Annotated in this window: 26 protein-coding genes and 2 pseudogenes; 9 read left to right on the plus strand and 19 right to left on the minus strand. The window is 70.9% G+C overall.

What is annotated here, in order from left to right; genetic code table 11:
* Positions 1-18: 18 nt before the first annotated feature.
* The 4 genes from GA0070613_RS34045 to GA0070613_RS33625 form a co-directional block, all read right to left on the minus strand.
* Positions 19-459: an NAD(P)H-dependent flavin oxidoreductase gene (locus GA0070613_RS34045; protein WP_331716737.1), complete on the minus strand. Its 441-nt coding sequence runs from the start codon at positions 457-459 to the stop codon at positions 19-21.
* Positions 389-1,054, minus strand: a complete 666-nt coding sequence (locus GA0070613_RS34050; protein ID WP_269459005.1) for a nitronate monooxygenase — start codon at positions 1,052-1,054, stop codon at positions 389-391. The genes GA0070613_RS34045 and GA0070613_RS34050 overlap by 71 nt, the downstream gene beginning before the upstream one ends.
* Positions 1,055-1,274: 220 nt before the next feature.
* Positions 1,275-3,254: an N-acetylmuramoyl-L-alanine amidase gene (locus GA0070613_RS22340; protein WP_089014079.1), complete on the minus strand. Its 1,980-nt coding sequence runs from the start codon at positions 3,252-3,254 to the stop codon at positions 1,275-1,277.
* A gap of 611 nt (positions 3,255-3,865) precedes the next feature.
* Positions 3,866-4,159 carry a hypothetical protein gene (locus GA0070613_RS33625; RefSeq protein WP_231929921.1) on the minus strand — a complete coding sequence of 98 codons (294 nt, stop codon included), beginning with the start codon at positions 4,157-4,159 and terminating at the stop codon, positions 3,866-3,868.
* On the opposite strand from GA0070613_RS33625, the gene GA0070613_RS22345 reads away from it, so the two are divergent.
* Both GA0070613_RS22345 and GA0070613_RS22350 read left to right on the plus strand, forming a co-directional pair.
* Positions 4,112-4,642: a DUF1062 domain-containing protein gene (locus tag GA0070613_RS22345; RefSeq protein ID WP_231929862.1), complete on the plus strand. Its 531-nt coding sequence runs from the start codon at positions 4,112-4,114 to the stop codon at positions 4,640-4,642. The two genes, GA0070613_RS33625 and GA0070613_RS22345, sit on opposite strands and share 48 nt — an antisense overlap.
* A gap of 325 nt (positions 4,643-4,967) precedes the next feature.
* Positions 4,968-6,359, plus strand: a complete 1,392-nt coding sequence (locus GA0070613_RS22350; protein ID WP_089014080.1) for a serine hydrolase domain-containing protein — start codon at positions 4,968-4,970, stop codon at positions 6,357-6,359.
* Positions 6,360-6,378: 19 nt separating this feature from the next.
* Here GA0070613_RS22350 and GA0070613_RS22355 read toward each other — a convergent pair whose 3' ends face one another.
* Positions 6,379-6,846 carry an SAM-dependent methyltransferase gene (locus GA0070613_RS22355; RefSeq protein ID WP_089014081.1) on the minus strand — a complete coding sequence of 156 codons (468 nt, stop codon included), beginning with the start codon at positions 6,844-6,846 and terminating at the stop codon, positions 6,379-6,381.
* Positions 6,847-7,172: 326 nt separating this feature from the next.
* Between GA0070613_RS22355 and GA0070613_RS22360 the strand changes: the two genes are divergently transcribed.
* Entirely contained in the window at positions 7,173-7,487 is a 315-nt protein-coding gene (locus GA0070613_RS22360) for an ATP-grasp domain-containing protein (RefSeq protein WP_172875874.1), read from the plus strand.
* A 340-nt stretch (positions 7,488-7,827) separates the two neighbouring features.
* Here the strand turns inward: GA0070613_RS22360 and GA0070613_RS22365 are convergent, their stop codons facing one another.
* Together GA0070613_RS22365 and GA0070613_RS33630 are read right to left on the minus strand one after the other, a co-directional pair.
* A complete protein-coding gene (locus tag GA0070613_RS22365; protein ID WP_089014082.1) occupies positions 7,828-9,060 on the minus strand; it encodes an RNA polymerase sigma factor in 1,233 nt (410 codons plus the stop codon).
* Positions 9,057-9,407 (minus strand): YciI family protein, encoded by a 351-nt coding sequence (locus GA0070613_RS33630; protein ID WP_089014083.1) that lies wholly within the window; start codon positions 9,405-9,407, stop codon positions 9,057-9,059. Before GA0070613_RS33630 ends, GA0070613_RS22365 begins: the two co-directional genes overlap by 4 nt.
* Before the next feature lie 509 nt (positions 9,408-9,916).
* On the opposite strand from GA0070613_RS33630, the gene GA0070613_RS22380 reads away from it, so the two are divergent.
* From GA0070613_RS22380 to GA0070613_RS22390, 4 genes and pseudogenes are all read left to right on the plus strand, one after another.
* Entirely contained in the window at positions 9,917-10,591 is a 675-nt protein-coding gene (locus GA0070613_RS22380; RefSeq protein ID WP_089014085.1) for a nucleotidyltransferase domain-containing protein, read from the plus strand.
* A pseudogene (locus GA0070613_RS22385) lies at positions 10,588-11,137 on the plus strand (DNA polymerase beta superfamily protein). The gene GA0070613_RS22380 and the pseudogene GA0070613_RS22385 overlap by 4 nt, the downstream one beginning before the upstream one ends.
* A gap of 187 nt (positions 11,138-11,324) precedes the next feature.
* Positions 11,325-11,552, plus strand: a pseudogene (locus GA0070613_RS34490) (VOC family protein); the annotation flags it as partial.
* Positions 11,455-12,039, plus strand: coding sequence for a VOC family protein (locus tag GA0070613_RS22390; protein ID WP_331716698.1), 585 nt, complete (start codon positions 11,455-11,457; stop codon positions 12,037-12,039). The pseudogene GA0070613_RS34490 and the gene GA0070613_RS22390, both read left to right, overlap by 98 nt.
* Before the next feature lie 54 nt (positions 12,040-12,093).
* Here GA0070613_RS22390 and GA0070613_RS22395 read toward each other — a convergent pair whose 3' ends face one another.
* The 8 genes from GA0070613_RS22395 to GA0070613_RS22425 all read right to left on the minus strand — a co-directional run bounded on the left by GA0070613_RS22395 (position 12,094) and on the right by GA0070613_RS22425 (position 17,723).
* Positions 12,094-12,804 (minus strand): DNA alkylation repair protein, encoded by a 711-nt coding sequence (locus GA0070613_RS22395; RefSeq protein WP_089014086.1) that lies wholly within the window; start codon positions 12,802-12,804, stop codon positions 12,094-12,096.
* A 225-nt stretch (positions 12,805-13,029) separates the two neighbouring features.
* Positions 13,030-13,188 carry a hypothetical protein gene (locus GA0070613_RS32240; protein ID WP_157746440.1) on the minus strand — a complete coding sequence of 53 codons (159 nt, stop codon included), beginning with the start codon at positions 13,186-13,188 and terminating at the stop codon, positions 13,030-13,032.
* An 87-nt stretch (positions 13,189-13,275) separates the two neighbouring features.
* The gene (locus GA0070613_RS22400; RefSeq protein ID WP_089014087.1) at positions 13,276-14,517 is read right to left on the minus strand and encodes a styrene monooxygenase/indole monooxygenase family protein; all 1,242 of its coding nucleotides are present in this window, start codon (positions 14,515-14,517) and stop codon (positions 13,276-13,278) included.
* An 18-nt stretch (positions 14,518-14,535) separates the two neighbouring features.
* Entirely contained in the window at positions 14,536-15,141 is a 606-nt protein-coding gene (locus GA0070613_RS22405; protein WP_172875875.1) for a GTP-binding protein, read from the minus strand.
* Positions 15,119-15,460: a DUF742 domain-containing protein gene (locus GA0070613_RS22410; protein ID WP_089014088.1), complete on the minus strand. Its 342-nt coding sequence runs from the start codon at positions 15,458-15,460 to the stop codon at positions 15,119-15,121. Before GA0070613_RS22410 ends, GA0070613_RS22405 begins: the two co-directional genes overlap by 23 nt.
* 20 nt (positions 15,461-15,480) lie before the next feature.
* Positions 15,481-15,939: a roadblock/LC7 domain-containing protein gene (locus tag GA0070613_RS22415; RefSeq protein ID WP_089014089.1), complete on the minus strand. Its 459-nt coding sequence runs from the start codon at positions 15,937-15,939 to the stop codon at positions 15,481-15,483.
* Complete coding sequence (locus GA0070613_RS22420) at positions 15,936-17,054, minus strand: sensor histidine kinase (RefSeq protein ID WP_157746441.1); 1,119 nt, start codon at positions 17,052-17,054, stop codon at positions 15,936-15,938. Before GA0070613_RS22420 ends, GA0070613_RS22415 begins: the two co-directional genes overlap by 4 nt.
* Before the next feature lie 162 nt (positions 17,055-17,216).
* Entirely contained in the window at positions 17,217-17,723 is a 507-nt protein-coding gene (locus GA0070613_RS22425; RefSeq protein WP_089016123.1) for a transposase, read from the minus strand.
* On the opposite strand from GA0070613_RS22425, the gene GA0070613_RS22430 reads away from it, so the two are divergent.
* Together GA0070613_RS22430 and GA0070613_RS22435 are read left to right on the plus strand one after the other, a co-directional pair.
* Positions 17,707-18,963 (plus strand): RNA-guided endonuclease InsQ/TnpB family protein, encoded by a 1,257-nt coding sequence (locus GA0070613_RS22430; protein ID WP_089014091.1) that lies wholly within the window; start codon positions 17,707-17,709, stop codon positions 18,961-18,963. The genes GA0070613_RS22425 and GA0070613_RS22430 overlap by 17 nt on opposite strands.
* A gap of 227 nt (positions 18,964-19,190) precedes the next feature.
* Complete coding sequence (locus tag GA0070613_RS22435; protein WP_089014092.1) at positions 19,191-19,373, plus strand: hypothetical protein; 183 nt, start codon at positions 19,191-19,193, stop codon at positions 19,371-19,373.
* A 40-nt stretch (positions 19,374-19,413) separates the two neighbouring features.
* Here GA0070613_RS22435 and GA0070613_RS22440 read toward each other — a convergent pair whose 3' ends face one another.
* From GA0070613_RS22440 to GA0070613_RS22455, 4 genes are read right to left on the minus strand one after another with little or no spacing between them, the layout of a single operon-like run.
* Positions 19,414-22,215, minus strand: coding sequence for a glycoside hydrolase family 38 N-terminal domain-containing protein (locus GA0070613_RS22440; RefSeq protein WP_089014093.1), 2,802 nt, complete (start codon positions 22,213-22,215; stop codon positions 19,414-19,416).
* A complete protein-coding gene (locus tag GA0070613_RS22445) occupies positions 22,215-23,354 on the minus strand; it encodes a Gfo/Idh/MocA family protein (RefSeq protein WP_089014094.1) in 1,140 nt (379 codons plus the stop codon). The genes GA0070613_RS22440 and GA0070613_RS22445 overlap by 1 nt, the downstream gene beginning before the upstream one ends.
* Positions 23,351-24,262 carry a sugar phosphate isomerase/epimerase family protein gene (locus GA0070613_RS22450; RefSeq protein WP_197698951.1) on the minus strand — a complete coding sequence of 304 codons (912 nt, stop codon included), beginning with the start codon at positions 24,260-24,262 and terminating at the stop codon, positions 23,351-23,353. Before GA0070613_RS22450 ends, GA0070613_RS22445 begins: the two co-directional genes overlap by 4 nt.
* A complete protein-coding gene (locus tag GA0070613_RS22455; RefSeq protein WP_197698952.1) occupies positions 24,253-25,410 on the minus strand; it encodes a CehA/McbA family metallohydrolase in 1,158 nt (385 codons plus the stop codon). Before GA0070613_RS22455 ends, GA0070613_RS22450 begins: the two co-directional genes overlap by 10 nt.
* Positions 25,411-25,420 lie beyond the last annotated feature (10 nt).

The following is a 25,420-nucleotide window of genomic DNA, read 5'->3' on the forward strand; positions in this document are numbered from 1 at the left end:
GTGCCCGTCGGCGGCGGGTCAGAGCGGCCGGGCCAGTTCCGCGATGATCTCGGCCGCCGGGGCGGCCCGGGCGGCCCGCCAGCCGGTGCCCGCCCACAGGTGCAGGCGGTCCGCGTCACCGGCCTGGGCGGCGGCGCGCCGCAGTGGCCGGGTCAGGTGGTGCAGCGCCGGGTAGCCCAGCGGCGCGTCCGCCTCGTACCGGTCGATGAAGTCGTTGCGCAGCCCGCGCGCCGGCCGTCCGGTGAACGCCCGGGTGACCACGGTCCGGTCGCGCCGCGGGTCAGCCAGCGCCTCGCGGTGGGTACGGCTGGCGCCGCTCTCGTCGGCGCGCAGCAGGAGCGTGCCGACCAGGACGGCGGTGGCGCCGGCGGTGAGCGCCGCGCGGACGTCAGCGCCCCCGCCCACGCCGCCCGCCGCGAGGACGGGCAGGCCGGTGCGGGCGCCGACCAGACCGACCAGCTCCGCGAGGGGCCGGACGGGTGCGGGGGAGTCCGGGGGTGAAGGTGCCGTAGTGGCCGCCGGCGTGTCCGCTCTGGGCGACCAGCCCGTCCACCCCGAGGTCCGCCGCGGCGGCGGCCTCCGCCGGGTCGGTGACCGTCACCAGCAGCCGGCTCCCGGCTCGCCGCAGGTCGCGGACCACGGCCGCGGTGGGCAGCCCGAAGGTGAAGCTGACCACCGGCACCGGATCGCGGACCAACAGCGCGATCTTCTCCGCCCAGTGGTCGTCATCCTCGGTCCGTGGGGCCGCCGCCAGGTCCAGCCCGTACGGCCGGCCCTCGTCGGCGATCCGGGCGGCGTAGCGGCGGAAGGCGGCGTCGTCGACCGGCACCGGGGTCGGCACGAACACGTTGACGCCGAACGGCAGGCCGGTGGCCCGCGCCGCGGCGATCTCCTCCGCCACCGCCTCCGGCGGCTGGTAGCCGGCCGCCAGGAAGGCGAACGCGCCGCACGACCCCACCGCCGCGACCAGTCGGGGGGTGGTGGGTCCACCCGCCATCGGCGCGGCGACCACCGGCACATCCACCCCGAGCAGTGCGCTTCGAACCGTCTCCACCGACCCAGTCTGCCCGACCCGCCGGCAGCCCGCCTGGATGGAGAGAGCCAGGTCGGTGAACGACGTGGCGGCCGATCCGTTCACTGGACGGCGCTGTTGTCGTCGGCGAGCGCGCCGCCGATCAGCAGCACCGCGTCAAGAAAGGTAACTGCATCGGTGTCGCAGCGGGTGCGAACGGCCCCCTCTCCACGCGGAGAGGGGGCCGTTCGCCAGGGGGAGCTCAGCTGGGCGTACCCACTGCCGAGGGCCGGATGTCCACGTCGTCGGAGTTGACGAACATGATCCGATGGCCGAACTGGATCTGCACGTACTGCATCTCGCCGCGGATCACCGTCCAGTCACCCGGGAAGGTGCCGGCGAAGGTGTAGGCCTTGTAGAACTCGCTCGGCGCGACCAGACCGACCGCGTATCGCTGCCCGGCGGACAGCGTGTACTGCAGCGGCTGGAGGGTCTGGTACGGCGCGCCGGGCGGGTAGGCCGCCGCTTCCGGATAGGCCCGGCCGTAGACCGGGATCGTCGCCTTGCCCGGCTTGGGCGTCACCACGAAGCCGGTCGCCCACTTCGCCACCGGCGCGGAGGCCGGGTTGTAGAACCACGCCTTCTGGCCGAGATACCAGATCGCCGTCCAGTCGCCCTGCCGGTCCGCGATGGCGTACGTCTGGCCGGTGGACGCCCGGGCGCCGTGGTCGGAGGCCTCCATCGTGGAGGGTGATCCGTCCGGGTGCAGGCCGGCGTCCTTGACCAGCGGCGCGTCCTGGCTGGGCGCGCTGTGCAGGATCACCGACGAGGAGCCGCGCAGCGGGCAGGGCTCGCTGGTCGGGTTGCCCTTCTCGTCCAACTGGCAGCCCCAGAACGCCGGGCGGTTGCTGGCGAAGTCCGGGTCCATGGTGACCAGCCCGGTGGCCGGCGTGCCGGTGCCGTGGAACGGCGCCTTGAGCAGGTCGAAGTAGTGCGACCAGTCCCAGTACGGGCCCGGATCCCAGTGCATGCCACGGACGGTGGACGGGATAGTGCCCGGCACGTTGTCGTGGCCGATGATGTGCTGCCGGTCCAGCGGGATGTCGAACTTCTTCGCGAGGTATCCCACGAGCTTGGCGGACGTGCGGTACATCGTCTCGGTGTACCAGGTGCCCTGACGGGCGAAGCCCTCGTGCTCGATGCCGATGGACTTGGCGTTGATGTACCAGTTGCCCGCCTGCCAGGCGACGTCCTTGGTCCTGACGTGCTGCGCGGTGTGGCCGTCGCTCGAGCGCATCGTGTAGTGCCAGCTCACGTACGCCGGATCCTGCACGAGTTCCAGCGTCCTGGCGTAGGTCTCCTCGGTGTCATGGATGACGATGTATTCGATCTTCTGCCGGGCGGGCCGGTCGGACAGGTCGTGGTTGCCGTAGTACTCCGGGTCCGTCCCGTCGCCGAGCAGTTGGTACGGCGCCGGGATCGACTCGCAGGCCAGCTCCTCCGGGCATTCCACGCCGTAGGCCCGGGTCACCTTGCGCAGGCCGAGCTTGTCGAGCCAGGACTTCTGCGGCGTCACGTTCCGTGCGGCGAGGGTGACCCGCTGCCCGTCGTCGGTCGTCCGGGCCGCGCCGGTCCGGATCGTCGCGTACACCTCGTCGGCGAAGCTCGCCGCGGAGTCGGTGCTGTCGGAGCCGGAATACCGGGCCACCGAGCCGTACCAGGCGGCCGGGTCGGTGTCGGCGCCGACCGGGGCGCCGATCTGCTTCTGGTACGACGCCAGCAGCGCCGCGCCGCCGCGGACGTTGGCCGTGGTGTCAGACCTGAGCACCTCCTTCCCGCTACCGGTGACCGCCGCGGCCGCATCCAGGGTCTGCAGCGCCGCGTCGGCCGGCGGGTTGACCGCGGGTTCCGCGGCGTGGAGCGGGGCTCGGGAGTCGTCGCCGCGCGGGTCCTCCTGGGGGCCGTAGTGGGGCTCGCCCAGGCTGTTGACGTACTTCGCGTCGGTGAGGTGCATCGGACCGTACCCGGCGCTGGTGCTGGGGGTGCCGGCGTTGGTGTCCCAGCGGGACTCCAGGTACGAGACGGCGAGCAGGACGGACGCGGGGACGCCGTACTCGGCGGCTGCCGCGGCGTACTGCTGCTGTCTGGTGTCGGGCGTCGGGTTCGCCGCGGGCGCAGGGCTGACCGGCACGAGCGTCGCGGCGCCGACCAGCGCGGTGCTGAGCAGGATTCGCCTGCCCATCCGCGCTTGTGATCGGGGCATGGGACCTCCGTTCGGGGGGTGGACTCAAGTGGTCACCCTTGTCGCGGAGGTCCGGCGTGTCAATGGGTTGCGGTCGGCCGCGCCGAGGTGTAAAAAACCTTCACCAACAGCCGGCATCCAGCCATTTCCGGCCAGATGCCGGCGGCAACAACGACAAGCTGACCGGACGAAGCTCGGCGCGGCACGCGCCGGACAGGCGAACAGCAGGTCAAGCTACGCGGACGGCAACGCGGGATCTGGGAACCCCATCGCTGATCGAGTGCGCACATCTGCCGTTGTCCGCGCGTTGGCCGCGCCCAGCCCACCGCGCTGCGCTGTCATAGCCGATGAGAGTGCGCCGTGCGGCGCTATTGCAGAGCCTCTGCCCCATGCCTGCACGTCAGGTTGGGGGGTGGCCGGAATACGGCAGCAAGGGGCGGCGGGGCGATCGGCGCGTGGTCGACGCCCAGCTCGCCGGCCCCGCCCCTCAGTGCTCGGCACCAGGACAAAAATGGGTGGCCTCGCCAGCCCGCCCCGCCCTACCTTGTAACTGGATCTTCTTCTCCGACCACTCACAAAAGGACTTCACCCCGCGTGACGCCGCCTGCTCTTTAGACCTGACACCTTCCCCGTGCATCGGTCGCCGACGTCGCCGTCGGCTCTTTTCCCATGCCTTCCATCAGGTCTTCAGAGAGATCATGTCTACGCGTCCTCATATCGTGCTGTCCTGGACCGTTCGGCGCACGCGCCTTCCCCTGCTCGCGTTCCGCTGCGTCCACTGCCATTCCGGCCTCGCCAGCACCGGCGACGGGAAGTTCCGCGTCAATGCCAACGGCAAACTCCTCGACATCTGGCTCCTGGTCGGCTGCGTTTCCTGCGACCGCACCAGCAAAATCACCGTTCACGATCGCGTCCTGGTCCGGTACCTGGATCCGATCCTTCTGGAGGGCTGCTCCGGCAACTCCTCTGCCCTCGTCGCCCGCGTCCTTCTCGACCCGCTGATCGCCCGGCGCAACCGGTTCGCCCTGGAGTGGGACTCATGCTGGGAACTGCTCGCCTCGTCCTCTCCCGAAAGCCCCTGGCCCGTCCAGGTTTCGGTCATCTTCGACGAGCCCGTGGCCCCTTCGCCCCGAACGGCTCATCGCCCAGGGGTTGGGCATCAGCCGCGGGGAGATCCCTCGCCGCGTCAAGATCGGCATTCCGCTGAACCGCAGAACTCGCAGGGACTTCTCGTTCGTCCTGCTATGAGCCGCCGCCGTGGGCCTGAGCCGGGGCGAGAGGCAAGGTGGCCTTGCCCCGGACTGCATCACGCGGCGGTCCGCGCGCGGTCGCTCATGACCGGGCGCGAACGAAGGTCAGGGCCGGCCCGATACCAGCGACGAAGGTGAACGCCCCGACTCCATCATCGACCCTGACGGGTCGGGCCACGGATCGGGGGTTGAGACTGACTGGCAGGCTCCGTTGATCGAGTAGTCGGAATTCACCTCATCAACGCCGTCAGAGTGATGCTCTGTCACGGGCCGAGACCTGCGCCATCCGCGCCGAGCATCCGCATCTGCCGAATTTATAACCCAGTTACGGCAGTGTGCGGATCTCTATTTCGTCAGCGACTGCCTGAGTGATGCCGCTGCTGTCGACGGCTGTCGCATCGCATATAGAGAGATTCTTCGATCAATTTGATCCACCGGGTACGTGTGGTCGAGAATCGACGCCGTGGAAGACGTGGATTTCTCTCAGGACTGGGTCCCATTGCTGGGCCAACTTGACCGGCATGTGTCTTCCGGGCGGCTTTCGCCGGACACGGCGGCGTTGTCCGATCTGATGAGCATCTATCAGGTGCCGGGGGTCAGCATCGCCGTCGGGCACGTGAGCGGGCGGGTGTGGGCGGCGGGGTATGGCGTCACGGGTGGCGAGACGTCGACGCCGGTGACCGCGGGCACCGCGTTTGCGGCCTGTTCGATCAGTAAGCATGTCGCCGCGTTCGGCGCATTGCTACTGGTCCAGGACGGTGTCCTGGATCTGGACACCGACATCGGCGAGTACCTCACCTCGTGGCAACTACTCGACCGCGAGGGTCAGCAACCGAGAGTTACGTTACGACAATTGCTGGCGCACACGGCGGGGTTGTCCGACACCTGGTACCGCGGCTATGCCGCAGATCGCGCCCCGTCGCTGTTGCAGGTCCTGGAAGGCAGCGGCTCGACGACTACTCCACCGGTTCGGTCGACCCTGTTGCCGGGTAGCCGTTTCCGGTACTCGGGCAGCCACTACTCCGTGCTTCAGCAGCTGATGGTGGACGCGACCGGAACCCCGTTCGAGGACCTCATGCAAACTCTGGTGCTGGAACCGGTGGCCATGGCCGACAGCAGCTTCGACCAGCAGTTTCCGCACCAGCGACCGCATCTGGTGGCTCGTGGCCATCACGGTGGCGGCACCGGGATTCCCGGCGGTTGGCGAGTGCAACCGGAGACGGCCGCAGGTGGACTGTGGAGCACCCCGACCGACCTGCTCCGGCTCGACCTCGAGATCGCCCGGGCGGCCTCGGGAGACTCGAAGCTGCTCGACCGCGACCTGGCCACCGAGATGTGGACATCGCAGATTCCTGGCGGCATCTATGGGCTCGGCACTGAGGTCGACGACCGCGCCGGGCGCCGGCGTTTCGGACACACCGGATTGAACGTTGGCTATACCTGCTTTTCCTACGTGTGGCCAGACAGCGGCACCGCGGTCGCTGCGATGACTAACTCTGAGGATGGATGGGAGCTGCTGGCCAGCATCCGCGCCGCCGCGGACCGTCGGTACGCCACCAGTATCACAGCCGCGCCGCTTAGTGACGTGACGGGCCGCTACGTCTTACACGACGACTACCCGATCGACATCGCGGTCACCAACGGCCAACTGACCTTCGCCGCCGCTGCCCAGCAACCGGTTGTACTACTGGCAGACCCAGACGGTCGCTACCTACACCCAGGACTCGATCTGGAAGTCCGGTTCCTACAGACCAACGACCAGCCTTACATCCTGGAACTGCGGCAGGAAGGAGTCACGCAAACCGCGACACCATCAACCAGGCAACCAGAAAGCCCCTACCCAACACAGGGTTGAGCTTCGCCCCAAACCCCGCTTACGGCTGGAAGTACTCCGACATCAGGCGGCTGACCCATTCCGGCTGCTTGATGTTCACTGGGCGGAACTCCGCCATCGTCGGCTTCAGGTCGATGACCGGGGTGCCCGAGACCGCATCGAGGCCCACCACCGTCAATTCGCGGCCGTGGACGGATTCGATGGCGCAGCACGTTACCCCGATGCGGTTCGGTCTGCGGGGGCCGCGGCCAGCGAATACGCCAACGGACGGGAGGTCGGAGCGGCCGCGGTAGGGGCGGGGTTCGCGGTAATCGCCGTGTTCCGGGAACTGGTCGAAGATGAAGAGGACCTCCACGTGGGAGAAGCCCTCCAGACCCTGGAGGCACGCCTCGCCGAAGCGCTCGTCGATGGTGATCGTGCTGCGGACGGCACCCCAGTTGTCCGTGTGCTGGACATCCGTCCGGTCGTTCCGGACCGTACCTATCGGGGTGATCTCGAAGCTCAGCATGGCTAGACGCTATCCCCACCGCGCCCATGCCAGCGTCGAGGCCATCGGCGCCGCCGTCGACCACGCCCTGACCCGCCAACGAGACCGCAGCCAAAGGATCAGCAGCAAACTTCACCAAGGCTGCTTTTAGAGAACAAGGCCATGTGCAGAGACTTGCAGCTCTCAGGAAGGCGCCGTCGGCCCTGACCAGCAGCGCGAAAGTTCCAACCAGGCCCTGACGGGTCGACGGGCTGCCCGACGATCTACGCGTGACACGCTCGCGGAGCGGATTCGCCGGCGGCGGTAGCTCGTGATCCAGGGCCGACGCTGTCGATCGGCACGACTTCGTGGGCGGGTTCGTGCTGCGTGACTTCGAGCGGTTCACCTCCGCCGAGGTACGCACGTGGTGGGTCGACGGCGTGTGCGTACTGGTCGGGCCGCATCCGGACACCCCGAACGACTCTCCTCCGGTCGAGGTCGACCTGGCCCCGGTCGCACCATTGATCGCCGGGCTGGGCCTGCCGTTCCTCACCGTGGACCTCGCCCTGCGAAGCGACGGCGTGTGGCGGGTCATCGAACTCGGCGACGGTCAGGTCAGCGACCGACCAGCCACCATCGAACCCCAGACGATGATCGCCGCCCTGCTTGCCCAACCCCGCTGACCGGCACCACTGCCTGCCTGAACATCCGCTCTTGCCGCCGACCGCGCGTCACGCAGCGGTCACGTGCGTTGATCAAGTCAACGTCCGGTCGTGCCGATGACAGTGCAGTGCGGATCGTCAGAAGCTGACGACCTCATGGGAATGAGGCTGAAGCTGGTTGCCATTACCGGGCCATCATCTGCGCGCCTGGGGTCGCGAAATGCGTGCTCGCGGTCTAGCACTCGAAGCTCGGACGAACCGAGAGCCTCGTCGGTGGCGCGCTAGGTTGCGGAGTGCGCGGGCAGGGCGCCCATAGGTCGGCCACCGCTTTGCACGGGGTCTCGATCGGGATCCGCGGGCGCTACCGCAGCTGGTCGCGGCGGCGTGTCAGGTAGGCAATCTCGGCGGTGTTGCCGGCCAGCTCGATGGCTTTGTCGTATGCAGCGCGCGACTTCTGACTGCGGCCCAGCCGGCGCAACAGGTCGGCGCGGGTGGCGTGGTAGGCGTGATAGCCGGCCAACTTGTCGTCGAGTTGGTCGATGGTCGCCAATGCCACCTGTGGGCCGTCCAGTTCGGCGACCGCGACGGCCCGGTTGAGGGCGATGATCGGCGAGGGGTCGAGGCGGACGAGCCGGTCGTAGAGGGCGACGACCTGTGACCAGTCGGTGTCGCGCATGTCGGGTGCGGAGGTGTGTACGGCGTTGATCGCTGCGAGGATCTGGTAGCGGCCCGGAGCCATCCCGGCGGCTATGCGCTCGCGCACGAGTCGATGGCCTTCGGCGATCAGCGCCGCGTCCCAGGCCCCTCGGTCCTGCTCGTCTAGGGTGACCAGTTCGCCGCTGACGGAAACCCGGGCGGTACGGCGGGCCTCGGTGAGGAGCATCAGCGCCAGCAGTCCGGCCGCCTCGCCGTCGTCGGGCATGAGGGCACGGATCAGGCGGGTGAGCCGGATCGCCTCGGCGCTCAGGTCGTGACGTACGGGATCGGTGTCGGGGCCGGTCGCCAGGTAGCCCTCGTTGAAGACGAGGAAGAGGACGGCGAGCACGCCGGAGACGCGGGCCGGGAGATCCGCCGCGGACGGCACCCGATACGGGATGCGCGCTGCCTTGATCTTGGTCTTCGCTCGGGTGATCCGCTGCCCCATGGCGGTCTCCGGCACCAGGAAAGCGCGGGCGATCTCGGGCACGGTCAGACCGCCGACCATGCGCAGCGTCAGCGCCACGCGGGTCTCCATCGCGAGCGCCGGGTGGCAACAGGTGAAGATCAGCCGGAGCCGGTCGTCGTCGATGGCGCCGGGAGACTCGGGCGGGTCGTCGTTGTACAACATCTGAGCCTCCTTCTGCTTGTCGTCGCGTTTGTTCTCGCGCCGGATCCGGTCGATGGCCTTGCGGTTGGCGGTGGTGGTCAGCCAGGCGCCGGGGTTGGGAGGTACGCCGTCGGCCGGCCACCGCACGACGGCGGTCGCGAACGCCTCGGCCGCCGCCTCCTCGGCGATGTCGAGGTCACCGAAACGCCGGGTCAGCGAGGCGACCACCCGGGCCCACTCCTCGTGGTGGGCCTGGGTGATCGCCTCCCGGACGTCGTTCCCGCTCACTCGCCGTGGAACGGCCGCACCTCGATCTTCCGGTTGCAGGCCTTCGATCCTGCGGCGGCGAGCTCGAGCGCCGCGTCGAGGTCGGGGGCCTGGATGATCCAGAAGCCGGCGAGGTACTCCTTCGACTCCAGGAAGGGCCCGTCGGTGAACAGCGGCTCCCCACCCCGGTTGTCGATGACGGTGGCCGAGCTGGGCGACGCGAGGCCACCGGCGAAGACCCAGTAACCCTCGGCCTCGAGCCGGGCGTTGAACACGTCGATCGCCGCCATCTCGGCCGGGGTGGCGGAGCCGGTGCGACGGAGCTCTTCGTCGGTCGTGTCGTCGATCACGGAAATCAGGTACTGCATCTCGGATCATCTCCTGTGGCTCGGGGCGCCCTTCGTGGGCGGCCTCTCACCCCTGCTACGAACAACTCTGCCCCGATCCGACACCGCCTCGGGGACTTCTTTCGAGGACTTTCTGGTACGCCGGTTGTAGTGATCCGACAGCGCGACGGTTTCGGGGCGACCGCGCTCCACTTCCTCATGCGCGCCCAGTGCGGACGAGCTCTGGGATACCAGATCGAGAAGACCCTGACTAGTCGTCGGCACATGCCGCTGATGGTGCGCGGCCAACATGCCGAGCACCTGGACCGAGTCTGGCCGGACATCGATCCTGCAGAAAGTCTCTAAGTAGCCGATGAGCGGACGTCCTCAGCCGGGCGTTGGTGCTTACTTTCGATCTTCAGCGACGGGCCCGGCGTAGCGTCCGCCCGACGACCTCACGCGCATGAAGACCGAACGGGATGGAATTGTTGGCCCGGTCTGCCTGGAAAAGATCACGCATGCCGGGCGGCGCTTGGGTAGCGTTGCCCGGCGTGATCGAGCTTGTCGAGCGGCATACCGTCCTCGCCGTTGTGGTCGGGTCGCGGGCGTACGGGCTGCACGGCCCGGATTCCGACTACGACCGGCGTGGTGTGTATGCGGCACCGACCCGCGCGTTCTGGCACCTGGACAAGCCGCCCACCCACCTCGACGGGCCGGCGGCGGAGCAGTTCTCCTGGGAGTTCGAACGCTTCTGCATGCTTGCCCTGCAGGGCAACCCGACGGTTCTGGAGGTGCTCTGGTCCCCGCTGATCGAGACAATCACCGCGGACGGGGAACGGTTGCTGGCGGCGCGGCGGGCGTTCCTGTCGAGGCGGGTGGCCGAGACGTACGGCAGCTACGCCCGGGATCAGCTCGACCGGGTGGCGGCCCGCCGCGAGCGCACCGGCGAGACGAATCACAAGCAGGCCATGCATATGATCCGGCTGCTGGTCGCCGGGGCGCACGTGCTGCGTACCGGGGAGATCCTGCTCGACGTGCGGCACCTGCGCGACCGGCTGCTGGCGGTGCGGCGCGGCGAGCTGCCCTGGGACGCGGTCGCCGCCTGGGCGGCGGACCTGCTCGCCGAGCTCGCCGACGCCGCCGCCACCACCGCGCTGCCGGAACAGCCCGACCGGGAAGCCGTGGATCGGCTGCTCACCGCCGTACGGGAAAGGAACCTGCAGTGACCACCGAGGTGCCGTCGTGGGCCGCCGAGGCCGCCCGCGCTCTGCCCCGTCCGCTGCTGTTCGCCACCGTCAGCGGTGCACACCTGTACGGGTTCGCGTCCGTCGACTCCGACCTGGATCTGCGGGCCGCGCACCTGCTGTCGCCAGGGGAGGTGGTCGGGTTGCGCACCGGGCCGCAGACGTTGCAGCACACCGGCGTGCGCGACGGTGTCGAGTTGGACGTGGTCAGTCACGATCTGCTGAAGTTTGCCAAGCTGTTGAACAGCCGCAACGGGTACGTCCTGGAGCAGCTGCTGTCGCCGCTGGTGGTAGTGACCACCGCGGTGCACGCCGAGGTTGGCGTACGTGCCGGACCTCATCGCCGCCAAGCGGGAGGCCGAGCATGGACCGCTCCCCGCGGGCGCCGCGGAGCGGCTCGCCACCGACGTGCCGCGGCTGCGCGCCGAGCTGGAGGCGGCCCGGGACACGTCGGCGCTGCCCGACCACGCAGACCCGGTAGCCGTGGACGCCCTGCACGATGTGGTGGTGCGTACCCGCCTGGGCTGAGCCCGCCAACCACCAACAGGATGCCCTTGCCGCTGATCGGCTTGCCGCACCCGCCACCACATCACCGTTGGCTGCCATCGAATACTCGGCTGCGGGTGACGCCGGCTCACCCTTACGCTCCATCCGAGGGGCAGAGTAATGCGCCCTGTCGACAGCGGGCGGTCAGCGATCGGAGATGAGCAGCGGAATGCCTTGTCAACTGTTTGCGCTCTGCTTCGATGCGGACCAACCGCTGCGTCTGGCACAGTTCTGGTCCGGGCTGCTGGGTTGGGAGATGACCGACGACCCACGCGACGGCGTCGCGCTCCTGCCCAGTGATGACACCCGGGTTCCGATTCCGTTTTCTTCCGAGCCAGGAGCGGAAGCTCGGCCAGAACCGGATGCACTTCGATCTGACGAGTACGTCCGTGGAGGACCAGCAGCAGACGGTGGCCAGGGCGCTGGGGCTCGGCGGACAGCACATCGATGTCGGCCAACGCCCGGAGGAGGGTCATGTGGTGCTCGCCGACCCCGAAGGCAACGAGTTCTGTGTCATCGAGCCGGGCAACAACTTCCTCGCCGACTGCGGGTTCATCGGAGCGCTGGCCTGCGACGGTTCGCAGGAAGTCGGATACTTCTGGAGCGAGGCGCTGGGGTGGCCGTTGGTCTGGGACCAAGACGAGGAGACCGCGATCCGCTCACCGCACGGCGGTCCGAAGATCACGTGGGGTGGTCCACCGCTGATGCCGAAGGCAGGCAAGAACCGGCTGCATTTCGACCTCGCTCCACCTGTTCACGGTGATCAGCGGGCGGAGGTCGATCGTCTGCTCTCCCTCGGGGCTACTCGAATCGACATCGGCCAGGGCGAGGTCAGCTGGGTGGTGCTGGCCGATCCAGACGGCAACGAGTTCTGCGTGTTGTGACCGAAAGGCGAGTCCTATCAAAGAGACGCCCACCATCCGGCGAGCATCGATCATCTAGACCACGCCGGATAGGTACTCCCTACGGCGCTGCGGTTCGAACTTTTCGATCGCGTACCGCAGCATGACCCGTGGCATGGCCCGGTAACGTCGGGCCAGGAACTCCTCCGCCGCCGCTCTGTCACGGTTGCCCACCTCGCGCAGCATCCAGCCCACCGCCTTGTGGACGAGGTCGTGTGGGTCGCGCAGGAGCCGTTCACTGAGCCGGAAGGTCCAATGGAAGTCTCCAGCTTTGATGAAGGCGAAAGTTGCCATGATGGCGATCCGCCGATCCCACACCAGGCTCGACTCGGCCAACCGATCCAGTACGCTCCGGTCCTTGTCGATCAGCCAGGGGCCGACGATGTACGGCGCGGATGAGTCCACCAGGTCCCAGTTGTTGATGCGGCCGGTGTTGGCCAGGATGATGCTGAAGATCCGGCCCCGTTCCTCCTCGTCCCCCTTGGTGAACTTTCGCACCAGGATGAAGAGCGATGTCAGCCTCTCCTCGTGCACGCTGCTCGTCAACAGCTTCGCCGTTTCGGCTGGGGAGAGGTCGCGCCAGTACCGGCCAGCCACCCTGCGCTGTTCCGGCACGGAGACGCCGATGGCTCGGTCGCCCTCGCCATACCCGCCTGGAATCATCTGCAGAAACCGGCTCACTCCCTCCGCCCGGCGCGGGTCGGCGAGGCTGGCGAGTTCGTGACGGACGTCCGCGGTCGTGGCCATGACTGTGCAACCTACCGCGACCACCGGTGCCTACTGTGCTGCGTCTCCTTTGATTGGGAGCGGGGCGACGTCGAACGCGACTGACTCGCCCTGCGTTAGTTCGGTTAAGGGTGCGGGTCATCCAGTGCACGTAGGCGACGGCCAGTGTCCCCGCTGCGGGGCGGTGCGCGGGCGACGCGGGCCGAGGCGGGCGTTTCCGCCCGCCTCGGCGTCACCGATGGTGCGTCACCGTTTCACTTGCTGCTTGGCGGCCTGCGGATCCATGCCCTTACCGACCTTGTTGAGTGCCTTTCGTAGCTCCCCCTCGGTCATCTTGGAGTTGCCCTCGATGCCCGCTTTGTGGGCTTGCTGACGCAGATCGTGAAGTTGCTCCCGACCAGTCATCGTCACCTCCGTCGTACTGGATCCGGAGCCTCGCGCTTACCCGCGACCGCGGCGAACCAACGCCGTGCGGCGGCGGATCTGCCGGAATCAGCCAGCGGCGACCGAGGCCAGGTAGCGGTCGGCGGCGTCCGGCGTCATGAACCAGTCCTGGAAGTCGTTCGGGTCGCTGAAGCCGTTGGCGAAGCGTCGGGCGATGGTCGGGTTGGCCGCGGCGGCCCCCAGGATCTGCTGCACGTGCGGGGGCAGCGGTTGCAGCATCGCGTTGGTCCAGCCGGTGACCGCCTGGCCGGCGCCCGACCAGAACCGCTCGAAGGTCTGCCCCATCCACTCCCGGTCGAACGGCCGGTCCCCGCGCTCCAGGATGGACCCCAGGTAGGAGTCGGCGCACTTGGCGGCGGTGTTGCTGCCCTGCCCGGTGATCGGGTCGTTGGCCACCACCACGTCGGCCATGCCCAGCACGACACCGCCCGAGGGCAGCTCCGCGACCGGGCGGCGCACGGTCGGGGTGTACCGGCCGGACAGGGTGGCCCGCCCGTCGGTCAGCTGAACGTCGGCGCACCGGTCGTAGATCCACGGCGTGTACTGGCGAGCGAGGTCGAGGGTGAGCTTGAGGTGCTCGGCCGGGTCGCGCCGCTCGGCCCACAGGTCCAGCGGCCCGCCGGGCACCGCCTCCCAGAACAGGATCTCGCAGGGACCGGAGTTGGTCAGCCCCGGGATGACGAACAGCTCGCCCAGCCCCGGCACGGCGTTGAAGCTCACGTGCGGCACCGGCCACAGCGGATCCGGGGTCATGCCATGCACGTACGCCACGGCCAGCCCCCGCTGCGGCGCGTCGTACACGGACCGCTGCGGGTCCCGGTCGAAAACGCCCACCAGGTCGCCCTTGCCGGCGGCCACGACGGTCAGGTCGTACCGGCCGAGCCGGGTCAGCCCGTCCAGATCGGCGGTGGTCACCGTCTGGTAGAGCACGGTGCCGCCGCGCTGCTCGAACAGTTCCAGCCAGGCCGCCATCTTCACCCGCTGATCGACGCTCTGCGCCGGCTCGTCCAGCGGGCACGGGATCCGCAGCGCCCGCTCGCCGGGCGGAGCGGACAGCGAGACGTGCAGCCCCTCGATCTGGGGTGCCTGCTCCTGCCACAGGTCCAGCCCGTACCGGCGCTCGATTCCCAGCGCGTTGCCGAACATCGCCTGGGTGCTCATCACCCAGCCGCGGCGGATCTCGTCCGGCGTACGGGCGGACATGACGGTCACGTCGTAGCCCTCGGCGAGCAGGCTCAGGGCGAGCTGGAGCCCGGACTGTCCGGCCCCGACGACAAGGATCTTGCGCATTGTTTCCTCCAGGTTGAGCTACCGTGCCGCGAGCGCGCCCGCGGTGGGCCGTGCGGTGCGGGACATGGTGTGTTCCACGACCACCAGCAGCGCCCGCGCCACCGACGACGGATCGCGGGCGTCGCAGGCGATCAGGGGTACGCTGGCGGGGACCGCGAGCGCTTCGCGAACATCCTCGAGCGGGTGGTGCAGCACCCCGTCGAAGAGGTTCACGCAGACCACGAACGGCAGGTCGCTGTCCTGCTCGAAGTAGTTGATCGCCGGAAACGAGGCGGCCAGGTTCCGCGTGTCGGCGAGCACCAGCGCGCCGACCGCGCCCCGGCAGAGGTCGTCCCACATCGGCCAGAACCGGGGCTGGCCCGGCGTGCCGAACAGGTACAGCACGAGGTCGGGGCCGATGGTCAGCCGGCCGAAGTCCATCGCCACGGTCGTGGTCTTCTTGTCGATCCCCGGATCCATCCGGTCGACGGTTTCGCTGGCGGCGGTCATCCACGCCTCGGTGTTGATCGGCGGGATCTCCGAAATGGACCTGACGCAGGTGGTTTTGCCGACGCCGAAGCCGCCCGCGATGACGATCTTCGCCGAGGTCAGCTGCGGGGTGTCAGGCAAGCTTGCGGAGGCCATCGCGCAGTCTCTCCAGGAGGCGGAAGTCGACATTGTCGTGGTCGGTGTGGATCAGCAGCCGGTCGGTGGCGGCCAGGTCGTCGACGACCACCCGGGTGACACCCAACGACATCCCGCAGACCGCGGAGAGTTCGGCCACCGAGCGCGCCGAGCCCCGGGCCTGCTCGTACAGCGTCCGGGTCTCGGGCAGCAGACTCGAGGCGAAGACGGCGTCGTAGTACGGCACCGACACCAGGGTGTGGACGAGCAGCGGCCGCCGGGTGCGGGTGCGTCCGGCGGTCAGCACGTAGGGCCGCACCTTCCAGTACGTCATCGGCATGATCTAGCTCCTTCGGCCCGTCAGCGGGGCTGACTGGCGGTCATCCGGTGCAGCTCGTGGCGGACCTGCGGGGTGAGGGCGTGCCACACCGCGCCGACGAACTGGGTCATCCGGTAGGAGACGACCCGCAGGTCGCAGCCGGGGGCCGCGGCGACCGCCAGGCCCGCCGACTCGCCGACCCGCATGAACAGCAGGTGCCCCCGCGGCAGCCGTACGGTGAGGTACTCGGACGAGCCGAGGTCCAGCAGGGCCGCGCTGCGGTCGGCCATGCTGAGCAGGCCGGCGGTCAGCGCGGAGAGCTGGTCGCCGAGGTCGCGGTGCACGCCGCGGGAGGCGGCGAGCTGGAGGCCGTCCAACGACACCAGCATCGCGTGGGTGACCCCGGGTACGTCCTCGGCGAACTGACGGATCAGCCAGGCGCAGTCCGGCAGTCCCTGGCCGGTGGTCGCCGTACCGTTGCCGGGGTATGCGTGGGTCATCGCTGCTGTCCTTCGTCGCTGGTGGTCCGGGCGTCGCTGACGCCGGCGGCGAAGTCCGCCGTCTCGTCCGGCCACGCCTCGGGTGGGGATCCGGCGCCGGGGTCGGCCGGGGGTCGGGTGGTCGCCGCGGGCTGGTCACGGACACTCGTCGGCACCCGCTGGGGCAGGCTGCCGGACGGCTGCTGCGCGGTGGCCTGCCCGGCGAGCGTGCTCAACGGCACGGTCGGCGAGTTGGTGCTGTCATGGGGCGCGGCCATCGGCGTACTCCAGGAGTGGGTCCCGCCGGGGGACGGGGAGGGGATCCCGGCGGACGGGGACGGCCAGGCCGGCGGCGCGGGTGCGCCGGCCGGCGCACCCGCGGTGGAAATCTCGCAGAGCAGTGCGCCGGGGACGAGCACCGTGGCCGTGGCGCCGCCGGAGGGCCGGTTGGTGAGGATGACCCGCAGCTGGTGGGCGACGGCCAGGTGGGCCACGACGGCGAGCCCGAGGTGGGCGGCGGGGTCGAGCCTGGCCGGGGTGACCGGCCGGCCGCTGAGCAGGGCGTTGAGCTGGGACAGATGGTCGGGCTGGATGCCCACTCCGGCGTCCTCGATCCGCAGCAGGACGCTGCCGTCCTCGGTGATGAACGCCGACACGATCACCGGCGCGGTGGGCGGCGAGAACCGGGTGGCGTTGTCCAGCAGCTCGGTGAGCACCCGGATCACGTCGTCGGCGGCGAACTCGACCACGGCCAGGTCCACCACGTGACCCACCCGGATGCGGGCGTAGTGCTCGACCGCGGAGTTGGCCGCCCGGACGACGTCGACCAGGGTGACGGTCTGCGGGTTGGCGTCCTCGACCCGTCGGCCCAGCAGCACCTGCAGGTTTTCCGCGTGCCGCCGGATCCGGGTGTTCGCGTGGTCGATGCGGTAGAGCCGCTCCAGCCGGTCCGGGTCCTGCTCGTCGGCCTCCACGGCCTCCAGGTGGGAACCCATCTGGTACGCGGAGGCCATGATCCGCATCGCGAACTGCTCGCAGATCGCCGGCCACGGATTCGGGGGTTCCTCGGCGGGTGGCGGCGGTGGCGGGGGTGTCTCCTGTGGTGCGACGTCCCACTGGGCGACCGTCGGATCCAACCAGCGCGCCGCCCGCTGCCGCCACGTCGCCCTGCGTCGACCCGCCGACGACACTGGGGTGATATCGGTGCGTCTCACGAAATTACCGGCCTGTCCGTGATCATCGGCTCTGGCATGGTGCAGCAGTCAACCACCGTTGTGTGCCGATAGCAACGGGCAAGGTCAACTTGGGGAGGTTTTCACACCCAGCTCGCCGTGCTGCCACGAAGGCTTCATCGGGTTGACTCGGCGAAACGCAACAGCCGGACGGAGAAACTTTCTGATCCTCGCGGGTGGGCGCCGGCCCGCCGGTACGGCTACCAGGTGCGGGCCAGTGCTCCGCCCTTCAGGGCGGGGGGTGAAGGCCCGCGCGGGAGGGCCGGCTAGGCCCGAGCGTGCTCTAACCTGGCCGGTTTGCTGCTCGATGTACCCGGGCAGCACGGTGAGCGGTGCGCCGCCGGCGGAGCTGGCGATGTATGTGCCTGACCGGAGCCGGTTGGCGCGGTAGTGGGCCACGAGGTCGGGGAACTGCTGGCGCAGCTGGCGGCTGGAAACACCTTTGAGGCTGTTGACGAGCTGTGACAGGGCGACCGTGGACGGGAAGTTGACCAGCAGGTGGATCTGTTGCGGAGGCTTCCGATTTCTGTCATATGCCGATGCCAGGCTGTCTGGTGTGCAGCTTCGGTACAACTACCGCGTCTATCCGACGCCCGTCCAGCGGGCTTCGCTGGCTCGGGCGTTCGGGTGCGCGCGGGTGGTGTTCAACGACGGGTTGCGCGCACGTCAGCAGGCCCGTGAGGCGGGTGAGCCGTACCTGGCCGACGGCGACCTGTCCAAGCGGGTCATCACCCAGGCGAAGCGGACGCCCGAACGGGCGTGGCTGGGCGAGGTGTCGGCGGTGGTGCTCCAGCAGGCCCTCGCGGACCTGAACAACGCGTACCGGAACTTCTTCGCCTCGACCAGCGGCAAGCGCAAGGGCCGCAAGGTGGCGCCGCCCCGGTTCCGGTCGCGCAAGGACAACCGACAGGCGATCCGGTTCACCGCGAACGCCCGGTTCAAGGTCCTGGACAACGGCCGGCTCCGGTTGCCGAAGATCGGCGACCTGGCGGTGCGGTGGTCCCGGCAACTGCCGGCGGCGCCCACCTCGGTCACAGTCGTTCGGGACGCGGCCGGACGGTACTTCGCCTCGTTCGTCGTACAGACCACGGACGAGCCGCTGCCGCCGGTCGACGCCGAGGTGGGTATCGACCTGGGCCTGACGCACTTCGCGGTCCTGTCCAACGGCAAGAAGATCACCGCGCCGAAGTTCCTGCGCCGGGCGGCGCGCAAGCTGCGCCGGTTGCAGCAGGACCTGTCCCGCAAGCAGCGGGGCAGCGCAAATCGCACCAAGGCCGTCGTCAAGGTCGCCCGGGCGCATGCCCGGGTGGCCGACAGTCGGCGGGACTGGCAGCACAAGCTCTCGACCCGGATCATCCGCGACAACCAAGCGGTGTACGTCGAGGACCTGTGCGTCACCGGTCTCGCCCGGACGCGGCTCGCGAAGTCCGTGCACGATGCCGGCTGGGCATCGTTCACGGCGATGTTGGAGTACAAGGCCGCACGGTACGGGCGCAGCTTCCGCCGGATCGGCCGGTTCGCGCCCACATCGCAGACCTGCTCGGCGTGTGGGCGGCTCGACGGACCCAAACCGCTGTCCGTCCGGTCGTGGACCTGCCCGTGCGGGGTGGTCCACGACCGGGACGTCAACGCGGCGATCAACATCCTCGCGGCGGGACGCGCCGAGAGTCTAAACGCCTGTGGAGCGCAGGTAAGACCGGCACCCGTGCCGGCACCGCGCCGAGAAGCAGGAATCCGCCCGCACACCGCGTGTTCCACGCGCAGCGTGGAGGGAATCTCCGCCCTTTCGGGCGGAGAGAACGTCAAGGCATGATCATGACGGGCACGTCGAGGGGGAGGAGGCGGGCGATGACGGTGGCGCCCGCCACCCCGACCACGGGGTCACATTTGTCAACCGCGGCGTAAGCGGCGACCGGTTACGCGACCTGCGCGCCCGCTGGGGAGACCGACTGCCTGGCCCTCAACCCGCAGGTGGTGTCGGTGCTGATCGGCATCAACGACACCTGATGGCGGTACACCCATGACGACCCGACCAGCGTCGTGGAGTACACCCACGACTACCGGCACGTCCTCGAGCGGACCCGGCGGCTGGGCGCGCGCATCGTGCTCGTCGAACCCTTCGCGCTGATCGCCCAGGCCTGGCTGCGGGCGGTCACCCCCGGCGACCTGACAGCCGGGCTGACCCCGCCGGCCCGGGTATCGGCCGTCACCCAGGCGACCTGAGGGTCGGGCGGTCGCCGTGACCGCCCGACCAGGAGAAGCCTCAGCCGGCCAGGTCGAGCTGGATCGTGGCTATCTCCCACGCCCGGACCGGCAGCCGGACCCGCCCGTCGCCGTCGACCGGCAGCGGCTCGCCCGCTCGGCCGATCAGGTCGGCCCGGCACGCGCCGCGTACGCCGCGGCCGGCCCCGATGACGGCGGTGGTGTCGCGGGTCGCCACCACCCGCAGCTCGACCCGGCCGCCCCGGTCCCGGACGCTGGTCAGCGCGACGCCGTCCCCGTTCACCGTCAGCCCGGTGACCGGCGCCGGCAGCCCGGCGGAGGGTTCGCCGCTGCCCGGGAAGACGAGCAGCTCGTGCCGGTACGCCTCGGCCGCCGCCAGGACCCCGGCGGAGTCCCAGTCGCCCCGGAACGGCAGCACCGCCAGCTCGACGCTGCGCCCGCCGCGGCACTGGGCCAGCGGCGTGGGCAGCTGCGGGCCGGCGGGTTCGTCCCGCAGCGCGTGCCGGTTGCGGGACAGCATCCCGATCGCGCGCAGCACGGTGATCGCCAGTTCCCGGCCGGAGTCGGTCAGCTCGTACTCGGTCGGCTGGGTCAGCAGGACGGCGAGCGACCCCTCGGCGCCCCCGGTGGCGACGAACCCGGAGGCGGGGAACGTCGGCAGCGGCACCTCACCGCCGCCGCCCTCGGCGGTCAACCCGCGCTCGACGACCGCGAACTGACCCTCCGCGTACGACGACCGGGCCGGTGCCGGCAGCGGCAGGTGCAGGCGGACCCGGTGGTCGTCGCAGCGGTTGTCGAAGCTCAGCCGCAGCCGGGCGAAGGGCTCCCCGGCCCGCAGCTCCACCCGGGTGGTCACGGTGACCGGCTCCCGGTCGACCCGGCGCGATCCCGCGCCCACGTCGGCGCCGACCGGCCAGCGGTACTCGCGGACCACGTCGAGGACCGCGACCACGGGACCGTCGTGCACCACCACGGTCCGCACCGCGCGCGGCTTGTCGACCAGCTCGTCCGCGGCCGGCGGGGCATAGTTGTAGCTGTCGCCGACGTCACCGCCGTCGACGATCCGCGCCACCCCGTCCACGCTCAGCCCGTCGGGTGTGGACAGCCGCAGCGTGCCGTCCTCCGCCACCTCGACCCGGAGCAGACCGTTGTCGACGGTCCGGTCGACCACCGTCACGGGCGCCGGACCCGCCGACGGCGCCGCTGCCGCCTCCGGCCCCGGCGCGGCGCCGTTCACCCGTGCCGTGGGGCCGCCCCGGGGCACGGCCACCGGGCGTACCGCGGCGAGACCGAGCGCCGGCACCTCGACCAGCGCGGCGACGGTCAGCCGCGGGGCGGCGACGATCCGCACCCGCCACCGGTCCGGGCCGCCCGCGGCGGCGAGCGCCAGCCGCACGTCCTCGACGTCGAAGGCCGGGTCGCCGTGCGCGGCCACCTCGAAGGTGAGGGTGGCGTCGTCGGGCGACACCGACCAAGCCGTGATCTCCTGCCCGTACAGCTCGCGCCCGTGCACCCGGGTGAGCACCGCCGGCAGTTCGGCCGCCGGCACCAGGTCGTCGGCGAGCAGCGTCCGGGCCCGGTCGAGGACCTGGGCGGGGGCGACGGTGCCGTCGGCGTCGACCAGCCCGACCGCCCCGTCCGCGGGCGCCTCGACGTCCAGGCGGACCAGGGCGGTCCGGGTCGCCGGGGTCGGGTTGAACAGCAGGTGCCCGTCGCGCGGCACCGGGCCGGCCAGCCGGGCCCCCACCAGGTCGCAGACCGCCCGGCCGAGCTGGTCCGCCTCGGCCAGCCGGGCGGCCACCTGCTCGGCGGTCTCGTCGCAGCCGCACCCGGTCACCGAGTCGTGGCAGCTCGCGTCGATCAGCCGGGCCCAGGCCATGTCCAGGAACCGTTGCACGGACGGGTCGTGGTAGAGCGCGGCGAGGGGTTCGGCGTACCGCTCGACCCGCCGCTCGGCGCGGCCCATCGCCTGCTTCAGGTGGGCGCGTACGGAGATCACGCCGGGCAGGATGTTGGCCCGGGCGTGTGAGCGCAGCTCGCCGGCGACGGTGGGCAGCCCGTCCACCGTGGTCGGTTGGGCGGCGAAGTACTCCGCGAGCGTGCCGAGCCGCAGGTGCACCCCGTCGACGCCGGCGGCGGCGAGGACGTCCGGGGCGTCCGGCGCGGGCGCGGCGTGATCGGCGCCGTACATCGCCAGGATCGGGGTGTCGTCGCCGTCGGGACGCCAGCCGCGCAGCCGTTCGGCCAGGTCGGTCGCCCGGCGGGTGACCAGGCGCGGGTCGTCCATCAGCCCGGCCGCGTTGCCGTAGCCGCCGGGCAGGTACTCGGTGCGCACCGCGGTGCCGTCCGGTGCCTGCCAGGCGAAGGCGTGGGACCGCATCCGGTCCGGTACGCCCCGGAACACACAGGCGTGGGCCAGCCCGGCCCCGGCCAGGAGCTGCGGCATCTGTGCGATGTGGCCGAACATGTCGGGCAGGTAGCCGACGGGCATCGCCCCGCCCAGTGCCGCGCTGCGGGCAAGCCCGCGTTCCAGGTTGCGGACGATGTTCTCCCCGGAGCACAGGAACTCGTCGAGCAGGATCTGCCACGGCCCGACGGCCAGCCGCCCGGCCCGCACCAGCGCGACCACCTGCTCCCGGCGCTCGGGCCGGACCTCCAGGTAGTCGTCGACCGCCGCGAGCTGCCCGTCCAGGGTGAACCGCTGGCGCTCGTCGTGCGCCATCCGGTCGAACACCTCGTCGAGCAGGGCCACCAGCCGCAGCCGGAACCGCTGGAACGGCTCGTACCACTCCCGGTCCCAGTGGGTGTGCGGCACCACGATGATCTCGGTCGGTCGGTCCATCAGCTCGCCGCCTCTCCGCCGATCGCCGCCCCGGTCAGCTCCCCGTAGCGGCGTACCACCTGTTGGCTGGTCCGTAGGTCGGCCGCGCCCTCGGCGAGGCCGGTCAGCGGGCGCGCGGCCGCGGTCACCATCGCGTGGAAGGCGACCAGTTCCTGTTCGAAGGCCTCGGTCACCGACCGGAACACGGTCCGCCGCTCGCCGTCGCCGTGCCGGTCCACCGCGGTCAGGGTGGTCGGCGCGTTGAGCAGGTACGGCGACGGGAACACGAGCTCCAGCGCGCCCCGGGCGTGGTGCAGCGTCACCGTTTCCCGGTAGGCCGGGCAGTCCGGCAGGTTGAGCCACCGGATGCCGTACCGGCCGCCGGCGGGCAGCCGGCCGGCGATCTCCACCGACGGCTCGGCCGGCCCGTCGGGCGCCAGCGGCCAGGTCGCGACGTGGTCGACCGTGGCCGGCGCGCCGGTGAACAGCCGCAGCAGGGACAGGTCGTGCGAAACGCTGTTGATCAGGATCTGGTAGAGGGTGCGTGCTCCGGCGTCCCCGCCGACCGCCGCGTCGAGCAGCCGCTCGTCGGCGTCCTGCAGGCGGGCCAGCTCCGCGGCCGGCACGTCCCGTGGCGCGGGTGGCAGGTTGGCGAACGCCAGCTGCTGGTCCCCGGCGGCGTGCAGGACCGTGACCTCGACCGCGTGCACCGCGGCCGGGCCGCCGAGCTCGTCGAGCAGCCGGGCGGCCTCGGCCACCGCCGGGTCGTACTGCTTCATGTAGCCGACCATCAGCGGTGCCGTGCCGGCGCCGGTCAGCCGGTCCGCCTCGGCGAGGGTCCAGGCGAGCGGCTTCTCGCAGAGCACCGGCAGTCCCCGGTCCAGCGCCGCGGCGGCGAGGTCGCCGTGCGAGCCGGAGGTCGCCAGCAGCACCGCGTCGCAGCCGCCGCCGGCCAGCATGCTCGCCGCGTTCGCGTACCGCCGGGCCGGCTCGACCCCGTACCGGTCGCCGAGTTCGGCCAGCCGGGACGGGGACAGGTCGCTGAGCGCGACGATGTCGAACAGGTCGGCCCGTCGGCGCAGCAGCGGCAGGTGCACGGTACGGGCGATGACGCCCAGCCCGGCGACCGCGATCCTGACCCGCTTGCCCGCCTCGCTCATTGCAACGCCTCCGCCAGCCACCGCCGGTTGCCGTGCTGGTCGGCGCGGATCCGGTCCAGGTCCTGGCCCTGCTCCGGCGCGTCCTGCTCGATCACCAGCCAGCCGGCGTAGCCGATCTCGTCGAGGCCGCGCAGCACCCCGGCGAGGTCGACGTCGCCGCTGCCCAGGGCACAGAAGCCGCCGGCGGCGACCACCTCGGCCAGGCCGCCCCCGGCGTCGCGGACCCGCCGGTGCGCGGCCAGGTCGGCGTCCTTGAGGTGCACCTGGGAGATCCGGCCGGACCACTTGTGGACGGCCGCGACCGGGTCACCGCCGGCGAGCAGCAGGTGTCCGGTGTCCAGGCAGACCGCGACGTCGGTCAGTTCCAGCAGCCGGTCGGCCTCCGCCTCGGTCTCCACGTCGGTGCCCAGGTGGTAGTGGAACACCGGTTCCAGGCCGCGGTGCCGGCACCGGTCGACGGCCTGCTGCACCCGGGCGGCGAAGCCCGGCCAGGCGCTGGCCGGCAGCGCGGAGGCCAGGTCCGGCGGGGTGCCGGGGCGGGCCATCCGGGCCGGGTTGCCGGGACAGGCGAGGGTGGGTCGGGGCGCGAAGCGGGGATCGTCCACCGGCGCGGCGGTGAACACGTCCAACGCCGCGTCGAGCTGGGCGAGGTCGTCGGCGAACCCGTCCGGGTCGGCGAAGCGCAGGTCGACCCAGCCGCCGGCGAGTCCGACGCCGGTCCCGGTGAGCCGCCGGGCCAGCACCTCACCGGTCCCCAGGTAGCCGATCGGTCCGGAGTCCACGCCGGTGTAACCGTCCCCGGCCAGCCCGGCCAGCAGCTCATCCGGACCGACGATCGGGTCGGCCGGCTGGTAGATGCCGTAGTTGCACGGCGCTCCGGCCACTCTGGTGCGTCCGGTCAGCTGCACAGTGCGATCACCTCCATGCGGTGGGACTCCAGGACGTGCAGCCCGTCGGCGGCCGGCAGCAGGCACCGGTCGCCGCGGACCACCCGGTGGCGGCCGTCCGGGTAGGCGAGCAGCGCGCCGTCCGCGTCGACCGCGAGCAGCTCGTCGCCGAGCCGCAGCAGCAGGGGAGCGTCGGGGCCGGCGGAGACGGCGGTACGGCCGGCGGCCAGCGCCTCGCGTACCGCCGCCTCGTCGGCCGGGTCGCCGTCGACGAGCACCCAGGTGGTCGGCGCGCCGGGCAGCGCGTCCGCGTCGGGCCGGTGGAAGTCGCTGCCCCCGACGGGTACGACGTTCGGCCGCCAGGCCTGCGCCCACGCCAGCGGGGCTCCCCAGGTGCGGTCCCACCAGCCGGAGTGCCACACCTCGACCAGCCGGGTGCGGGTGGTCACCGGCTGCCGCCAGGCGCAGTCCCCGCCGAGCGGGTGGTTGATCGACAGCAGCCCGCCCGCGCGCTCGGCCATGCCGAGCCACTCGTCGGCCGGTCGCCGGAAGTCGATCCAGCCCACCGGCCCGAACACGTTGGCGTGCCCCCGGTCGGTGGTCACCTCCTGGCCGGGCACCAGAGTGATCCCGTACCGGCGGGCCGCTCCGGGCAGCCAGGGGTGGTGGCTGACCGTGTTGTGATCGGTGACGGCGAGAAAGTCCAGGCCTCGGGAGACGGCGAGGGCGGCCAGCTCGTCGATGGTCTGCACGCCGTCGCTGTGCACGGTGTGCGCGTGCAGGTCACCCGCGATCCACCGCCTGCCGTCGACGTCGGGGACCGCCGGTCGGGGCGGACGCTCCGGCCGGGGCGGCGCGTCGGGTGCGGGCGGCGCCGTCGGTGGGGTGCTGCTGGTGGTGGCGGTGACCTCGAAATCGAGGCCCTCGGGCGGGACGCGGTGCAGCCGGAGCAGCACCTGCCACTCGCCGGGCTCCAGCTCACCCGGCAGGTAGCCAGGGGTGGCCCGGTCCGCGGCGATGGTGAAGCCGTCCCGGGCCCCGCCCGACCAGCCGCGGAAGCCGGCCGGCCCGACGCAGCCGAGGTCCAGCACGCCCGCTGCGCGCGGGTAGTCCAGTCGTACGGTGAGCGCGGCGGTGCCCGGCGCGACGGTGATCGGCAGGGCGCGCATGATGCCTTCC

This window comes from Micromonospora inositola (assembly GCF_900090285.1).
Taxonomy (GTDB): Bacteria; Actinomycetota; Actinomycetes; order Mycobacteriales; family Micromonosporaceae; genus Micromonospora; species Micromonospora inositola.

Coding starts and splice junctions, on each gene's coding strand:
- GA0070613_RS22340 (WP_089014079.1), bottom strand. CDS start 3,254: ATGGGCAGGCGAATCCTGCTCAGCACCGCGCTGGTCGGCGCCGCGACG.
- GA0070613_RS22355 (WP_089014081.1), bottom strand. CDS start 6,846: ATGCTGAGCTTCGAGATCACCCCGATAGGTACGGTCCGGAACGACCGG.
- GA0070613_RS33630 (WP_089014083.1), bottom strand. CDS start 9,407: ATGCAGTACCTGATTTCCGTGATCGACGACACGACCGACGAAGAGCTC.
- GA0070613_RS22390 (WP_331716698.1), top strand. CDS start 11,455: ATGACACCCGGGTTCCGATTCCGTTTTCTTCCGAGCCAGGAGCGGAAG.
- GA0070613_RS22395 (WP_089014086.1), bottom strand. CDS start 12,804: ATGGCCACGACCGCGGACGTCCGTCACGAACTCGCCAGCCTCGCCGAC.
- GA0070613_RS32240 (WP_157746440.1), bottom strand. CDS start 13,188: ATGACTGGTCGGGAGCAACTTCACGATCTGCGTCAGCAAGCCCACAAA.
- GA0070613_RS22400 (WP_089014087.1), bottom strand. CDS start 14,517: ATGCGCAAGATCCTTGTCGTCGGGGCCGGACAGTCCGGGCTCCAGCTC.
- GA0070613_RS22405 (WP_172875875.1), bottom strand. CDS start 15,141: ATGGCCTCCGCAAGCTTGCCTGACACCCCGCAGCTGACCTCGGCGAAG.
- GA0070613_RS22410 (WP_089014088.1), bottom strand. CDS start 15,460: ATGCCGATGACGTACTGGAAGGTGCGGCCCTACGTGCTGACCGCCGGA.
- GA0070613_RS22415 (WP_089014089.1), bottom strand. CDS start 15,939: ATGACCCACGCATACCCCGGCAACGGTACGGCGACCACCGGCCAGGGA.
- GA0070613_RS22440 (WP_089014093.1), bottom strand. CDS start 22,215: ATGGACCGACCGACCGAGATCATCGTGGTGCCGCACACCCACTGGGAC.
- GA0070613_RS22445 (WP_089014094.1), bottom strand. CDS start 23,354: ATGAGCGAGGCGGGCAAGCGGGTCAGGATCGCGGTCGCCGGGCTGGGC.
- GA0070613_RS22455 (WP_197698952.1), bottom strand. CDS start 25,410: ATGCGCGCCCTGCCGATCACCGTCGCGCCGGGCACCGCCGCGCTCACC.